Source organism: Virgibacillus ainsalahensis, assembly GCF_055380755.1.
Map to the genome: position 1 here is coordinate 104273 of NZ_AP043943.1, position 16285 is coordinate 120557.

17 protein-coding genes are annotated in these 16285 nt (G+C 42.2%); 15 read left to right on the forward strand and 2 right to left on the reverse strand.

The genetic code is table 11. The features are described from left to right. Nucleotides 1–314: 314 nt before the first annotated feature. The 14 genes from ACZ427_RS00490 (at nt 315) to ACZ427_RS00555 (ending at nt 13650) form a co-directional block, all read left to right on the forward strand. A complete protein-coding gene (locus ACZ427_RS00490; RefSeq protein ID WP_461176790.1) occupies nt 315–1142 on the forward strand; it encodes a M55 family metallopeptidase in 828 nt (275 codons plus the stop codon). A 14-nt stretch (nt 1143–1156) separates the two neighbouring features. Next, nucleotides 1157–1963: a serine hydrolase gene (locus ACZ427_RS00495; RefSeq protein ID WP_461176791.1), complete on the forward strand. Its 807-nt coding sequence runs from the start codon at nt 1157–1159 to the stop codon at nt 1961–1963. Nucleotides 1964–2000: 37 nt separating this feature from the next. Then, nucleotides 2001–2933, forward strand: a complete 933-nt coding sequence (locus tag ACZ427_RS00500) for an ABC transporter permease (protein WP_461176792.1) — start codon at nt 2001–2003, stop codon at nt 2931–2933. Nucleotide 2934: 1 nt separating this feature from the next. Then, a complete protein-coding gene (locus ACZ427_RS00505) occupies nt 2935–3891 on the forward strand; it encodes an ABC transporter permease (RefSeq protein ID WP_461176793.1) in 957 nt (318 codons plus the stop codon). Nucleotides 3892–3899: 8 nt separating this feature from the next. Then, on the forward strand, nt 3900–4904 hold the full coding sequence (locus tag ACZ427_RS00510; protein ID WP_461176794.1) for an ABC transporter ATP-binding protein: 1005 nt from the start codon (nt 3900–3902) through the stop codon (nt 4902–4904). Nucleotides 4905–5004: 100 nt separating this feature from the next. Then, entirely contained in the window at nt 5005–6624 is a 1620-nt protein-coding gene (locus tag ACZ427_RS00515) for a peptide ABC transporter substrate-binding protein (protein WP_461176820.1), read from the forward strand. 110 nt (nt 6625–6734) lie between these two features. Further along, nucleotides 6735–7448: a hypothetical protein gene (locus ACZ427_RS00520; RefSeq protein ID WP_461176795.1), complete on the forward strand. Its 714-nt coding sequence runs from the start codon at nt 6735–6737 to the stop codon at nt 7446–7448. Next, nucleotides 7423–8340: a S66 peptidase family protein gene (locus ACZ427_RS00525; protein WP_461176796.1), complete on the forward strand. Its 918-nt coding sequence runs from the start codon at nt 7423–7425 to the stop codon at nt 8338–8340. Before ACZ427_RS00520 ends, ACZ427_RS00525 begins: the two co-directional genes overlap by 26 nt. A gap of 160 nt (nt 8341–8500) precedes the next feature. After that, on the forward strand, nt 8501–9460 hold the full coding sequence (locus ACZ427_RS00530) for a C40 family peptidase (RefSeq protein ID WP_461176797.1): 960 nt from the start codon (nt 8501–8503) through the stop codon (nt 9458–9460). Continuing rightward, nucleotides 9457–10482 carry an ABC transporter ATP-binding protein gene (locus ACZ427_RS00535; RefSeq protein WP_461176798.1) on the forward strand — a complete coding sequence of 342 codons (1026 nt, stop codon included), beginning with the start codon at nt 9457–9459 and terminating at the stop codon, nt 10480–10482. Before ACZ427_RS00530 ends, ACZ427_RS00535 begins: the two co-directional genes overlap by 4 nt. Nucleotides 10483–10786: 304 nt before the next feature. Beyond that, nucleotides 10787–11554 carry a DUF975 family protein gene (locus tag ACZ427_RS00540; RefSeq protein ID WP_461176799.1) on the forward strand — a complete coding sequence of 256 codons (768 nt, stop codon included), beginning with the start codon at nt 10787–10789 and terminating at the stop codon, nt 11552–11554. Between the two features lie 82 nt (nt 11555–11636). Then, entirely contained in the window at nt 11637–12527 is an 891-nt protein-coding gene (locus ACZ427_RS00545; protein WP_461176800.1) for a LysR family transcriptional regulator, read from the forward strand. A 213-nt stretch (nt 12528–12740) separates the two neighbouring features. Further along, nucleotides 12741–13256, forward strand: coding sequence for an acyl-CoA thioesterase (locus ACZ427_RS00550; protein WP_461176801.1), 516 nt, complete (start codon nt 12741–12743; stop codon nt 13254–13256). 22 nt (nt 13257–13278) lie between these two features. Then, nucleotides 13279–13650 (forward strand): hypothetical protein, encoded by a 372-nt coding sequence (locus ACZ427_RS00555; protein ID WP_461176802.1) that lies wholly within the window; start codon nt 13279–13281, stop codon nt 13648–13650. 80 nt (nt 13651–13730) lie between these two features. On the opposite strand, the gene ACZ427_RS00560 is transcribed toward ACZ427_RS00555, so the two are convergent. Further along, nucleotides 13731–14225, reverse strand: coding sequence for a LysM peptidoglycan-binding domain-containing protein (locus ACZ427_RS00560; protein WP_461176803.1), 495 nt, complete (start codon nt 14223–14225; stop codon nt 13731–13733). Nucleotides 14226–14609: 384 nt separating this feature from the next. Here ACZ427_RS00560 and spoIID point away from each other — a divergent pair, with 384 nt between their 5' ends. Then, complete coding sequence (gene spoIID, locus ACZ427_RS00565; protein WP_461176804.1) at nt 14610–15836, forward strand: stage II sporulation protein D; 1227 nt, start codon at nt 14610–14612, stop codon at nt 15834–15836. Here spoIID and ACZ427_RS00570 read toward each other — a convergent pair. Beyond that, on the reverse strand, nt 15779–16237 hold the full coding sequence (locus tag ACZ427_RS00570; RefSeq protein WP_461176805.1) for a hypothetical protein: 459 nt from the start codon (nt 16235–16237) through the stop codon (nt 15779–15781). The genes spoIID and ACZ427_RS00570 overlap by 58 nt on opposite strands. Nucleotides 16238–16285 lie beyond the last annotated feature (48 nt).

Here is a 16285-nt window from a genome sequence, read left to right on the forward strand (position 1 = left end):
AGCCAAGCAGAAAAAGGTATCATCTTGGTTCATGGTGGTTGTTCTGAATAATTTTTCCCGTTCTAATAATAATTATTTTCATATCAAAAGTATAAAACTTTCTTTCTGTATAAGTACGGGCTCTGGCAATTTGCCTAAAGGCTTGGCGGTCAAGTTTTCTAATCTACCTGAATCTACTCACTTCTGTGAAGCTAATTAATCCCAAAATAAAATTGTAAAATCACCTTAATAATTTGTCTTTTTATTTTAAACAATCTATGTTAGAATTAAAAGAAAATTATTAATAATTTTACCATTAGAGGAGAGAATTCCATATGAAATTATATGTTTCGGTGGATATGGAAGGAATTACAGGATTGCCTGACGATACATATGTTAACCCCAGTAAGCATAACTATGAGTATGGACGTAGAATTATGACAGAAGAAACAAATTATGTCATTGATGCAGCATATCATTTCGGTTGTGAATATATTCTGATCAATGATAGCCATTCTAAAATGAATAATATCCTGATTGATAGACTGCATCCGGAAGCGGCGTTAATAACCGGTGATGTGAAACCGTTCTCAATGATGCAAGGCTTGGACAATACCTATGATGGAGCCATGTTCATCGGATATCATGCGCGTGCAGGACAATTTGGTGTGATGTCACATGCAATGGTTCAAGCAGTGCGAAACTTTTATATCAATGATAAGCCACTTGGTGAATTGGGGTTAAATGCATATCTGGCCGGTTATTTCGGTGTACCGTTATTGCTTGTGGCAGGTGATGATCAGGCGACAAAAGAAGCAGAAGCGCTTATTCCCAATATCACAACAGCAACAGTGAAAGAAACCATTTCCCGATCGGCAGTGAAAAGCTTAACACCGAAAAAAGCAGGGGAGCTTTTAACTGAAAAGGTAGCAAAGGCATTGCAAAACAGAGAAAAGGTAAAACCACTGATCCCGCCGGAAAACCCGACACTGCGTATTGAATTCAATAATTACGGACAGGCAGAGTGGGCGAACTTAATGCCGGAAACAACCATTGAACCAAAAACGACAATCGTTACATATAGGTCAAAAGACATCCTGGAAGCGTACCAGGCAATGATTGTGATGACAGAGCTTGCAGAAAAAGCAGCCTTTTCATCGTAGTGAGGAGGGGTTACATGAAACTGCTGTCTGAGAATGTTAAAGGATTGATGAATAACGCAGGTGGGACATGGGGAATAGCGCTTGAGGATTTCGATACCCGGGAAAGTTGGCAATATAATGGGGACGAATTATTTTATGCAGCAAGTGTAATCAAGATACCGATAATGATTGCTGCTTACCGGGGTTTTGAGAACAGAGAATTTGCTTTAAGTGATTCACTGGAACTAAGGCGGGAAGAGCTTGTCGGGGGCTCAGGCGTACTGCAGCATATGACACCAGGTACGTTATTAAGCATTTACGATCTTGTCACATTAATGATCATTCAAAGTGATAATACGGCAACAAATATGCTGATTGATTTCATTGGTATAAACCACATTCAACAAACGATGCAGGAAATTGGGCTTGAGGACAGTAAACTTTACCACAAACTGATGACAGTTCCTGCTGATCGAAAAGGGGATAACATAATTACGGCAAGCGAAATGACTGGCATGTTAAAGAAAATGGTAACAGGAAAGATTATTTCTTTTCATGCCTGTGAAGAAATGATAAACATCATGAAAAAACAACAGCTTCAAGACGGTCTCCCGAAAAAACTGCCACCTGATGATCGGGAAATCCCTGGAGCAAATAACGAATGGCAAATCGCAAATAAGACCGGTTATATTCCCGGTGTCCGACATGATATAGGAATCTTTTATGTGAAAAAGAGGGTATTGATTGCTTCTATTCTGGCAAAGGGAGTGGATGATAGAAAGTCTGCTGAGGTATTGAACGCTATCGGATTGGAGATCTATAATTATTTGAAGATTGGGTAAAAAAAGAGACCAACCAGTTTCAAAGGGGGGCTACGAAATGCTGCGATACATATTGAAACGTTTGCTTATTATGGTTATAACATTATGGATCATCATCACAATAACTTTTGTCATGATGATCAGCATCCCTGGTTCGCCGCTCAACAGTGAAAGAGCATCAAATGAAACAGTCCAGGCCAACCTTGAGTCCCATTATAATCTCGATGAACCTTATCATATCCAATATCTGCTCTATTTAAAGTCGATTGTCACCTTTGATTTCGGACCATCCATCAAGAAACCGGATCAATCGGTAAATGATCTGCTTGGCCGTGGATTTCCAATCTCCTTTGAATTGGGAATTGTGACAATTGCTGTTGCAGTCGTTTCAGGAATTATATTAGGAATTTTCGCTGCGCTCCGGCATAACGGATTTATCGATTATTTGGCAATGGGTATTGCTGTACTTGGTATTTCAATCCCTAACTTTATATTGGCGACATTATTGATTCAGCAATTAGCCGTTAATTTGGAGATTTTCCCTGTGGCGACATGGTCAAGTCCAGCACATATGGTACTACCGATACTCGCTCTGGCCACAAGCCCGATGGCTATCATTGCAAGACTTACCCGTTCCACCATGCTTGAAGTGTTAACACAGGATTATATAAAGATGGCAAAGGCAAAAGGATTGTCTCCATGGAAGATTACCATCAAGCATGCATTAAGGAATGCACTGATGCCGGTAGTTACGATTATGGGGACATTACTTGCCGGTATTTTGACAGGAACATTTGTGATTGAGGAAATTTTTGCCATACCGGGAATGGGAAAATACTTCGTTGAAAGTATTAACCAGCGGGATTATCCGGTAATTATGGGAACGACCGTATTTTACAGTGCATTTCTGATCATCATGCTCTTTCTTGTGGATATCGCATACGGCATTCTGGATCCCCGGATAAAATTGAACAAAAAGGAGGGGGGATGAGATGCGCTCGGCAAATGACTATCAAAAAGACCATTCTCCTTCCAAGGTGCCTGATGAGTGGTTCAAGTGGAAAGAGAAAGACAAAGACGCAGCAGAAGCTGTTTCCAGACCATCGCTATCTTACTGGAAAGATGCATGGAGGCGGCTGGTAAAGAATAAATTGGCAATGGCCGGGCTCGTTTTTCTGGTATTGCTTGGGATTATGGCTATTTTCGGACCAATCCTTTCTCCATATGATGTAAATAAACAGGACTTGCCGAATCAGTACCAGCCACCGTCATTGGCGCACTGGTTTGGAACAGATTCTGCGGGACGGGATGTCTTTACGAGGACCTGGTATGGTGCAAGGATATCTTTATTTGTAGGACTGATGGCAGCTTTGATCGATGTCACTATTGGTATTATCTATGGCGGTATCTCCGGCTATAAAGGTGGTCGGACAGACAGTATGATGATGCGTGTTGTTGAGGTTTTATATGGACTTCCATATTTACTTGTCGTCATTTTACTGCTGGTTGTACTTGGTCCAAGTCTTTCCACGATCATTATCGCATTAAGTGTCACAGGCTGGGTCGGGATGGCCCGGATAGTGCGGGGACAAGTGCTGCAGATCAAGAACTATGAATTTATCCTCGCTTCTCAATCGTTTGGTGCGAAAAGTGCACGGATTATCCGAAGAAACCTCCTGCCAAATACGATGGGGCCGATCATTGTCCAGATGACACTAACGGTGCCAACAGCTATATTTGCGGAAGCATTTCTGAGCTTTATCGGCCTTGGTATCCAGGCGCCGTATGCAAGTTGGGGAGTTATGGCCAATGATTCATTGGGGGCGATTCTTTCCGGTTACTGGTGGACATTATTTTTCCCAGCCTTCTTTATTTCTTTTACGATGTTCGCTTTTAATGTCTTAGGTGATGGTTTGCAGGATTCGCTTGATCCGAAACTCAGAAAGTAGGTGATATCATGGAAAAAATGCTCGAAGTCAACGACCTCCACGTAACATTTACAACTTATGGAGGAACGGTAAAAGCGGTACGTGGCGTTGATTTTTATTTGAATAGAGGGGAGACCCTGGCAATTGTCGGGGAATCCGGCTGTGGCAAGAGTGTTACATCCAATGCGATTATGCGGCTAATTCCCGATCCGCCTGGCAAGATTTCGGATGGACAGATCTTGTTTAAGGGAGAAGATTTAACAAAAGTTTCGGAGAAGAAAATGCGAACCATCCGTGGTGTGGATATTTCCATGATATTTCAGGATCCAATGACTGCATTAAATCCGACGCTGACCATCGGGACACAGTTGATGGAAGGGGTGAGGCAGCATCAGCAGGTGACTGTAGCCGAGGCAAAGCAAAAGGCACTTGAAATCATGGAATTGGTAGGTATTCCAAATCCAAAGGAGCGGCTGAAACAGTATCCCCATCAATTCAGTGGGGGAATGCGTCAGCGAATTGTTATCGCTATTGCACTTATTTGTGAGCCGGAATTGCTTATCGCGGATGAACCGACAACTGCACTGGATGTTACGATACAGGCCCAGATTCTCGAACTTTTTGAAAAGATTCAAGATAAAACAGGTGTCGCTATTATTTTAATCACGCATGACTTAGGGGTTGTTGCAAAAATCGCCGATCGCATCGCGGTCATGTATGCAGGGAAAATCATTGAAACAGGGACGAAGCGGGAGATTTTTTATGAACCCCAGCATCCATATACTAAAGGCTTATTGAAATCTGTTCCAAGGTTAGACCTGGACGGGGAAAAGCTGACCCCGATTGATGGAACACCACCAGATTTATTCTCACCTCCACAAGGATGTCCATTTACTGCCAGATGTCCATTCGCCATGGAGGTGTGTGATAAAGTTTATCCCGGTGATTCCCGGTTGAGCGAGACACATAAGGTGGATTGCTGGCTGCAGGATGAACGGGCTAAACAGCTATTGGCTGCCACCAAGGTCAGATGAGTGCAGGGCAGGATGATAGTGGTTTTACTGCAGGCATGAAGGAACCAAAAATGAAGAGGGGGAGATAAGTGTGAAAAAGTTTCTGTTGTTAATACTCGCGATGTTTGTTGTTTTTGTTCTTGCAGCATGTACAGCAAATGAAGATGCAGGCGAAGAGCCGGCGGAAGAAAATGGAGAAGCAGATGCTGCAGAAGAGGAAACAGAGGAAGCAGAAGAAAAAGTACTTCGGTTGAACAATCTGGAGGAACCATCGTCATTTAATCCATCCATTGGGTTTGACGAGGTTTCATGGGCTCCTTTAAATAACCTGATGGAAGGTTTGACCCGGTTGGGAGAGGATTCGACGGCACAGCCTGGTGTTGCCGAGGAATGGGATATCTCAGAGGATGGCCTGACCTATACATTCCATCTTCGTGAGGATGCCAATTGGTCAAATGGAGATCCGGTTACGGCAGAGGATTTTGTCTATGCCTGGAAATTGATGCTTGACCCGGAAACAGCTTCTCCGGCAGCATTTCTGGCATATTTTATCGAAGGGGCTGAAAGCTACAATGCCGGTGATGGTTCAGCAGATGATGTTGGTCTGACGGCAGTTGACGAAAAGACATTGGAAGTACAATTGGAAGCACCGACTGGGTTCTTTCTCGATCTTATCACAAACCCGGCATTCTTCCCTGTAAATCATCAGGTAGCAGAAGAAAATCCGGATTGGCATGCCGAAGCTGATTCTTTTGTATCCAATGGTCCATTCAAGCTTGAAACATGGGAACATGACAGTGAAATGATATTTGCTAAAAATGAAGAATACTGGGATGCAGAAGTTGTGAACCTGGATGAAGTACATTGGGCAATGGTTAATGATACAAATACACAATACCAGATGTTTGAGAGCGGAGAGCTTCATCTCGCAGACATCCCGCCAGAATTATCGGATGAGTTAATCGATGGTGATAATGTATACATCGGCGATTATGGCGGACTGGAATTTTTCCGTTTTAACGTGACGGAAGAACCTTTCCAAAATAAGAAAATCAGAAAGGCATTTGCATATGCCATCAATCGGGAAGATATCACTGAATTTGTTGTGAAAAATGGGGTGGAGCCAGCTTATGGCTTTGTTTCTCCAGGGTTCTCAACACCATCAGGGGAAGATTTCCGTGATGTCAATGGAGATCTTGTGAGTTTAGACCCGGAACATGCACAAGACTTACTGGAAGAAGGTATGGAAGAGGAAGGCTATGATGAATTACCACCGATTGTCCTGTCTTATAACACAAATGATACGAATAAAGCAGTTGCTGAAACCATGCAGGATATGCTGAATGAAAACCTTGGTATTGAAGTAAGCCTTGAGAACCAGGAGTGGAATGTTTTTGCCGAGGCCCAGCAGAATCTGGAGCTGCAATTCTCCCGCAGTTCATTTATCAATGATTACAATGATCCAGTGAACTTCCTGGAGAGCTTTATTACAGATTCGTATATGAACCGTACCGGGTGGTCCAATGAGGAGTACGATGAACTGATTGAAAAAGGAAAGACGGAAACCGATGAAGAAAAACGCTTCGAATATTTGTATGAGGCTGAAAAGTTACTGGCAGAAGAAATGATAGCAATGCCTGTCCGCTACTATAACACAGTCGCCCTGGAAGCAGAAGGGGTTTCCGGTATCCTGCGTCACCCGGTAGGTTACTTTGATTTAAAATATGCTGATGTGGAATAACGTTCTTTGAAAAAAAGTTGATGAGAGGCGGCTCCTTGCATATGGGCCGCCTATTTTTGAAGATGCTCACATTCTTGAGGGTGGTTGGGGCGATGTTTTAGAAGATTCGGGTGAAGTTTTTATTCTTGCGGTCGATGATAGGTTGGATTCGGGCGAAGCTCCTATTCATGAGGTCGATGATTGGCTGGATTCGGGCGAAGTTCTCATTAGCGAGGGTGATGATAGGTTGGATTCGGGCGATGCTCCCATTCGAAAGTTCGATGCTTAGCGAGATTAAGGCGAAGCATGCATTCACGAGGGTGATGATCTGTGAGATTCGGGTGATGCTCCCATTCATGAGTTCGATGCTTAGCGAGATTAAGGCGATGCTCTCATTCGCGTGGTCGATGATTCGCGAGATTAAGGCGAAGCATGCATTCACGAGGGTGATGATCTGTGAGATTCGGGTGATGCTCCCATTCATGAGTTCGATGCTTAGCGAGATTAAGGCGAGGCACGCATTCGCGTGGTCGATGATTAACAAGATTAAGGCGATGCTCTCATTCGCGTGGTCGATGATTCGCGAGATTAAGGCGAAGCATGCATTCACGAGGGTGATGATTAACAAGATTCGGTCGAAGTTCTCGTTCTCGAGGGTGATGATCTATGAGATTCGGGCGATGCTTCTATTCATGAGTTCGATGCTTAACAAGATTCGGGCGATGCTCCCATTCATGAGGTCGATGCTAAGCGAGATTAAGGCGAAGCTCCCATCCGCGATTTCGATGATTCCACTACCTTTTACGAGGAGGATTGTAAATGATATACCCAGAACGTCTGTATAGTGGTGATACTATTGGGATTGTTGCACCATCAAGTCCTGCGAGTCTGGAAGCGGTACAAAAGGCTATTCCGTTTTTTGAAAACATGGGTCTCCATGTCAAATTTGGGAAACATCTTGGTCGCGTTCATGGATATTTAGCGGGAACCGATCGTGAGCGGCTTGCTGATCTGCATGATATGATTGGTGATCCGCAAATAAAAGCGGTTATTTTTGCCCGCGGGGGTTATGGTGCGGGAAGAATTGTACCGGATGTGGATTATGAAATGATTCGGCAACATCCAAAAATCATCTGGGGCTATAGCGATATTACTTATTTACATACTGCGATTCGCCAGGCGACAGATCTGGTAACCTTTCATGGGCCAATGCCCGCATCTGATATTGCCAAAGATGATTTTGAAGAACTTTCTAAAAGCATGTTTAAACAACTCTTTGAACCAACCACACTTATTTACTCTGAAAAAATATCTCCATTACATGTACACAGCCACGGGCATGCAGCGGGTGAACTGGTTGGAGGGAATCTATCATTGATTGCCAGTACGATAGGCACGCCCTATGAAATAGAGACAAGAGACAAGATTCTGTTGCTTGAGGACATTGGTGAAGAGCCGTACCGGGTGGATGGATTGCTAAACCAATTAAAGCTTTCCGGTAAACTTTCGCAAGCCTGTGGTATTGTAATCGGTGATTTTGCCGAAGCAGAACCGACGAAACAGGACTCCCTAACATTGGAGGAGGTTTTCCGGGATTATTTTCAGAATTACCATGGCCCGGTTATGGCAGGCTTTAAAATCGGACACTGCCTTCCGCATTTTTCTGTACCACTTGGGTCGAGGGCGGAATTGTCAACAAAAGATAAAAGATTGAAGGTTGAACCAGGCGTTCGGTAAAGCCGTATGATATGGATGTTAAAGCGTACTAAAACAAATAAGTTAGAAAACGTGGCTTTTGCCAGGCCTTAATGGTAAAAATATCGGACCAGCAAGAAAGTTGTATGCTTTCTTAAATTCGATGCTGTAAGTAGGTTTTCGAGCGAAAGGAGAATCTTATATGACTAATCAAAGGTTTGATCAATTCCCTGAGAAACTGTGGATTACTGCGGTTCAGTCAGCTACTGTATGGACAGCTCCTCAATCAGCGAGAGAAATCGATAAACAGGGAACAGGAAATCCAACAGATCTGGATCAATGGATAAATGATTTAAGTTATGAAGAAAGTCTGGCACTTTGTGATGAAAACAGGGTGCAGTCCCAAGTATTATATGGCGAGCCTGTACTTATCACGGAGACAAAGGATAACTGGGCACATGTTATTGTTCCGTCCCAGCCTTCTAAAAAGGATGACCGCGGTTATCCGGGGTGGGTGCCGATCTCCCAATTAAAACAGGTGGAAAAAGCAGACTGGACCAGTGAAGAATATGTGACTGTCACAGCTGATAAGGCTTTTTTGGAAAAGGAAGATGGGCAAAGGTTTATGAAAATCAGCTATATGACGATACTTCCTATTGCTGAAGTGCAACAGGACCGCATTATTGTAAAAACTGCCCATGGAAATTATTATTTGCCAAAAGAAGCGATTCACATTTTCTCAGGTGAAAAAGGGATGGAAAAGAAAAGTGGAAAAGAGATTGTAAAGGCTGGAGAGCGTTTCATAGGTCTTGCTTATTTCTGGGGTGGAATGAGTGCTTTTGGCTATGATTGTTCGGGATTGGCATATGCTACACATAAAGCAAATGGCTATAAAATTGCCCGGGATGCAGGAGATCAGGTAAAGGCAGGAAAGGAAGTACCTACTGACCAGCTGCTGCCGGGGGATTTGCTGTTTTTTGCCTATGAGGAGGGCAAGGGAAAGATCCACCATGTTGGCATCTATTATGGGGAGGGGAAATTACTTCATGCCCCACAAACAGGCAAAGGTGTAGAGATTATTAAGATAGCGGATACCAAATATGAAAAAGAGCTTTGTGCAGCAAGACGTTATTGGCACATGGCAGAGGAGAAATTGTCATGAAAGAGGCCATTTTACAAGTGAGCAACCTGAAGAAGCATTTTGCTGTGGGAAAAGGCCAGATTCTAAAGGCGGTCAATGATGTCAGTTTTCATGTAAAACAGGGAGAGACATTCGGGCTTGTCGGGGAATCAGGATGTGGAAAGTCTACGATTGGCCGGACGATTATGGGGCTTTATGGTAAAACCGAGGGCGATGTGTTTTATGACGGGATGAATGTGCATGCGTTAACTGAAAAAGAAAAATTTGATTTTTACCGAAGAATGCAGATGATTTTTCAGGATCCATATGCATCGCTCAATCCAAGGTTCACGGTGAAGGAAGTCATTTCCGAGCCGATGGAGGTACATGGATTTTACAAAACGAAGGAAAAGCAGAATGACCGTGTTTACCAGTTGCTTGAAGAAGTCGGCCTCAGCCGCGATCATGCCAATCGTTATCCACATGAATTCAGTGGTGGGCAGCGTCAGCGGATTGGGATAGCAAGGGCATTGGCGTTGGATCCTGAATTTATTATTGCCGATGAGCCAATCTCAGCACTGGATGTGTCGGTACAGGCCCAGGTTGTTAATCTCCTGAAAGAACTGCAGGCTGAAAAGGGATTAACCTTTTTATTCATTGCCCACGATTTATCAATGGTGAAACAGATTTCTGACCGGATTGGTGTGATGTATTTGGGGAATATGGTTGAGCTGACCCAAAGTGGAAAGCTCTATGACAAACCGCTGCACCCGTATACGCAGGCACTGCTGTCCGCTATACCAATTCCGGATCCCGATGTTGAAGAAAGCAGAGAACGTGTTATTTTAAAGGGAGAGCTTCCAAGTCCGATTAACCCGCCAAGCGGCTGTGTGTTCCGCACAAGATGCCCGCAAGCGATGGAAGTATGTGCAAGTGAAACCCCGGTTTGGCAGGAAGTAGAACAGGATCACTATGTGGCCTGCCATCTCTATGATCATACTGTGAAGTATAAAGAGCCAGTCACGCAAGGTATGAACGGAATAGAAAAAATTAATAGTAAATAATGCAAGCTTGCTAATGGGTTTATTTTATTAGTGCAAACGAGCCATTCATTAGCAAATCCACAGTGATATTCATAATAGAATTCACTGTGGATTTTTTATTGGAAAATAAGCGGTATAGGAAATATCGCGCTTATTTTCCAAGTTCATTTGGGGGATTTGGGGGATTATGAAAAAGGAGCATTTCCGATAAAGTATTTGCACTATTTATAGACAAAATATCACTATTATTACAATTTCCAGATTTATTGCGCTGGGTCCAACCATGAAGTAAAATGGCAATCAGGTAATTATTAAGGAGAATTCTATGATGATTGGCACTGCTTTTAAAGAAGCGATAGATATACTTAACAGAAACTGGCTCAAAATTATTGGAATGGTCCTTTTCATCTATGTTATTAAGTTATTAATAGGGACACTTCCTGTTCAAGGGACGGTCAGCCTTCGATTTGATCCGATGTCCGTGGCTACTTCCGAGTCCTTAAAAACATTATTACTAAAAGCATTTGTTAACAGCATTCTATTTTTTATTATGATTCAATACATAACCCTTACGAAACAAACGATGCGTGGGAGATTGCTGACATCGATTATCTATCCGTTTCGACATCCGCGTCTGTTGTATAAAGGGGTAATTGTTCTATTTTTAAATAATTTCATGCTATATTTTTTCTGGATGTTGCTTTTATACACCGGTTTTGGTGGACTTCTTATATATGCTGCTGGATTAGATATAAGATCCGGTATCGTAATTTTAGGAATTATTCTTATATATGCTCTGCTTTTTTGGCTATATGCAGGTATTTCCCAGGCCTTGTATCTTCTTCATGATGATCCCAAGTTAAATATATTCCGGAGTATAAAAAAAAGCTTTTCCCTTATGAAGGGGTATAGATGGTCGTTATTAGGACTGTTTGTTTTAACTGGACTGGGGTTAATCATAGGCATCTTACTATTTATGATTGGTGCCATTTTTACCTTGGTTTTGTATGAAGTAGTTCGATTAGCTTTTTACCAAGAACTCTTGCGGAAAAAAAGACAGCAGGAATGGCTGGATAAGGTAGCGGAAGAGTAAGTGGGACGGAGGGACAGGTACATTGTCCCCCTGGGACAAGGAACCTGTCCCTATGTCCCACAGAAATGGGGTGGGTAACATAATGGAAATTAAACATCTGCAATATTTTATCATGGTGACACAGGTAGGCAGTTTTACCCGCGCTGCTGATCAATTATATATTACACAGCCAGCGATCAGCAGAATCATCAAATCTCTTGAAGAAGAGGTGGGGATGCCTCTTTTCATTCGGTCAAGGAAAAAATTGACATTAACAGATGCGGGCAGGGTTTTATATGAATATGCACAAAAAATGGACAATCAGTTTCATATGATGCAGGAGGATCTTAATGAACTTTCCTCTCACAAGAAAGGGCTTATAAGTATAGGTCTTCCATCCATTATAAATTCTGTTTTCTTCACAAAATTAATCGCTTCTTTTCATGAAGCGTATCCTGATATTACTTTTCAGCTTGAGGAAGATGGATCGAAACGGATAGAGGAAAAAGTCAAAGATGACAAGTTGGATTTTGGGGTTGTTTTTCTTCCTGCACGTCACAATATTTTTGCATACCATTCATTAGGAACGGAGAGATTAACACTGATTGTCCCGCCAGGACACAAGCTTATTGATAGAGATGAAGTATTTCTTGCGGAATTGAAAGAGGAAGATTTTATTATGTTCAATACTGATTTTGCCTTAAGGGATAATGTTTATGAGGCATGCAAAAAGTCAGGTTTTGAACCGAAAATCATTTCGGAGACTTCTCAATTGGATTTTATTGAGGAAATGGTCGCTTCAAAGTTGGGAATAACCTTGCTGCCACAAAGTACTGTCAAAGGCCTGACAAGTGAAGTGAGAGAAATAAAAATAGCAAATCCTACAGTCAACTGGCATCTAGCCCTCATATGGAAAAAGAATCAGGAATTATCGTATGTAAAACAGGAGTTCATCCGATTTGCAGAAGAAAAATTACAGTTGGAAAGTAAATAGAAAGTTTAGAAGTTCTCTCCGTGTCGGGGAGGGCTTTTTTTAATTCCATCTGTAATGGATACTTCAACTAAAAAGCGTTTCCATACATTTTTGTTATAGTAGTATGATTTATCGGCATTGTACATCGTCCGGACAAGTAACCTATAATTGCTTTTGTAAATAGATATTTCTATAACAGTAATGATTAGTCATAGATAAGTAAGGTGATAGGAAATGAAAGCTAGAAAAATGAGCGAAACTCGGATCATACAAAATGATCAGGTCCTTATTAATGATCTTAATAATTACCACACATTATTTGGTGGCGTCCTGATGAAGAAACTGGATGCATGTGCAACCCTTTCAGCATGTAGCCATGCACGTGTAAAGGAATGTGTGACAGCTTCTACTGATTCTGTGAATTTTATGGAACCAATACGACAATCAGATAAGGTCTGTATTGAATCATATGTTGCCTATACAGGAAGAAGTTCGATGGAAATTTTCTGTAAGGTCATTGCAGAGGATATGATTACTGGAAACCGCAGAATCGCTACAACAGCGTTTTTGACTTTTGTTGCTTTAGGCGAAGATAAAAAGCCAATTGAAGTGCCGGTAGTTATTCCAGAAACGGATGAAGAAAAGTTTCTTTACGCTACAGGAGAAGAACGTGCAAAGATAAAAAAACTTAAACGGCAGCAGAATAAAGATACCGTGAGTCATTTATCCATCGGTAAACCTTGGAATTAAGCCTATTAAAAGGAGGATACGTATGGTAATCACAACAAGTCTCAGTGAGCTGACAGCAGCAAATGAAGAAATTAACCAACTTCAAAAAGCAAAACCAACACTTTATGAGAAATTAAGTGAACTCATTCAACTGACACGCCAATTGCAGTTTAAATACCAGTATATGGGTTGTCTGTTGATGGATGAGGATTCTGATAAGTTCTCGCCAGAAGTTCATGTTGAATATATCATTCGTCTGTATCGTCAGGAAGTGGAAAAGCTGAAGGCAGACAGCACGTTTGATGATCTGAAAGGTCTTTTATCGAATTATAGACAGGTTGGATATTGTAACTTGTGTCAATTAATCAATGGAGACACTCCCGAAAACCTTGTCGGGCCACGGGTTGTATATTAAGAAGAGCAGCATGGTATCGTGCCATGCTGCTCCTTTGTTTCTACAGATGATTTCCCTCTCAGTTGAAAGTTTTTTTCTTTTTAATAATCCCACACTTTTACCTGTACTTGTTGCACTCCAAATTGCAACGCATCTTCTAAATTTTCCTTATAAATATCTAGATGACCATTTGTGATTGCACTTCCACGATCTTCACAGACATAGGTTTCATCCCATTTTGGAATATGTATTTTCGTACCAAATGAGAGAGGGGGCGGGCATGCAATTGTACGTCCTTCTTGTACAACTTTTCCAGAAGCTGTGATGCCATAAGCAGGATCGCTTGGATACTTTCCGGTTGATTCGTACCCGGATGTATAAGCTGTGACTGTAAAAGGAGACCCATTTTCATCCGGGATCTTAATACGTTGTCCTGGCTTAATATTGTTGGGATCAACGATGGAAGAGTTTGCCGCGATTAAAGTGTTTACATCAATTTGATAATTGTCAGCTATACGAAATAAACTATCTCCTAATTGTACGGTATAACTCTTTTCAGCATAAGCTGTCCCCGAAAAGTACATAAACCCAATCATGCATAAGATGGTGAATCCGAAATATTTGATAATAATTCCTCCTATTCAAAATAATGTCTAATTACTTTGTTACCCTAACTTTAACCCCCCTTAAACCTTTTTTCGGGTGGGACGGGGGGACAGGTACATTGTCCCAGTTGGTAAAGGGTGAATGGAAAAGAGGATTCTTGATTAAACAAGCTTGTTGATGGATTGTTTTCTTCCATATTTTCCGGTTTCTACTTACGCGTTTGCATGAAAAGAAGTACCTCGCTATGCTTTAGAACGATACGGAATGGGACAAGGAATCTGTCCCTGTGTCCCAACTCAATTTTTTGTTCTATTAGTTGCCTGATTTGTATAGATTTATAGTAGGTGGTAGATGTTATTGTAAAGGGGGAGGCCATGAAAAAGCACAAGAATACCTATAAAACTGTTTCAAAAATCATGAAAAAAAAGCAGGCGACTCGGTTAAAACAAGAGAAGCCCAAGCAACATGCCAGTAAACCAAAAAAGATGAAGACGATTGAACACAACGCATTTGTCAGGCCCCAAAAGCCCAAGTATTTAGGGGGCTCCCAACGTATCTCATCAAGATGGAAATTGCCGGTAATATTTTTCCTGTCGAGTTTGATGATGATACTTGTATTGCCAACATTAATTGTTATTCCGTTTGGAGAAAGCGGTGAGGAAAAAGGTGAATCAAATGTTGTAGAAAATGCTGCCGAGGTCGAAGAGGGTCCTGATCCATCAGAACAATCCGCTGAATCTGATGCAGTGGACTCCTCATTTTCTGTAGCGGTAATGCGAAATACATCTGACACCGTTGAAAATGTTGATCTGGAGTCCTACGTAGCCGGTGTGGTAGCCTCCGAAATGAATGCCAATTTTGAAATGGAAGCACTGAAGGCTCAGTCACTTGCAGCAAGGACTTATATAGTTAATCATGTGCTTTATCAGGATAAGGAAGGCAGTTTTGATGTGACAGACACCGTCCAGCATCAGGTATATAAAAATGAAGAAGAGTTAAAAGAACAATGGGGCAGTGACTTTCCTGAGAAAATGAACAAGATAAAAAAAGCTGTTGCCGCAACCGAGGGGGAAATAATAACCTATAATGATGCCCCGATTTCGGTCGCATTCTTTTCAACAAGCAACGGCTATACCGAAAACTCGGAAGATTACTGGGATAATGAGCTTCCTTATTTACGAAGTGTAGAAAGCCCGTGGGATGAAGCATCACCTAAATTCTTGGATCAGGAAACCTTTTCGATTGGTGAGGTAGAAAAAGCCTTGGAAGTCGATTTACCCCACGAAACGGCTGTAGCAATGGAATTGACAAGAACGGAAAGTAAACGGGTCAGAGAATTGGGAATCGGAGGAAACAGTTTTTCCGGCAGAGAGGTAAGAGAAAAGCTCGGGCTCAGGTCCAGTGACTTCACAATCGAACAGAAAAACGAGCACCTGATTTTTACGACTAAAGGCTATGGGCATGGAATCGGAATGAGTCAGTATGGAGCTGAAGGCATGGCCAAGGAAGGAAAAAACTATCAGGAAATTGTTAACTATTATTATCAGGACATAGAAATCAGTACAGTTAATGACACAGCACCAACCCTCGTTGCAAAATAACGGGGGTTTTTGCTTGTTTGATTTGCGGATGATGGATTCAGCTTTAGAGAGGCGGAGGTGGGTATCGCTTGAATCATGAATAATATCGCCCTCAGGCGGTTGAGCATCACCCGAATCATGTGGAACATCACCCTCGTGGAAGTGAGCATCACCCGAATCACGTGAACCATCGCCCTCAGGCCGTTGTGTATCGCCTGAATCCTGAAAACCATCGCCCTCAGGCCGTTGAGCATCGCTCGAATCCTGAAAAACATCGCCTTCGTGGAAGTGAGCATCGCCCGAATCACATGAACCATCACCCTCGGGAAAGTGTTCATCACCTGAATCTTGTAAAACATCATCCTCGTGGAAGTGAGCATCACCTGAATCCCGTAAAACATCGCCTTCAGACAGGTGATCATCGCCCGAATCTCACCAACTATCGCCTCCTCAAATAGCTTAGGACATAG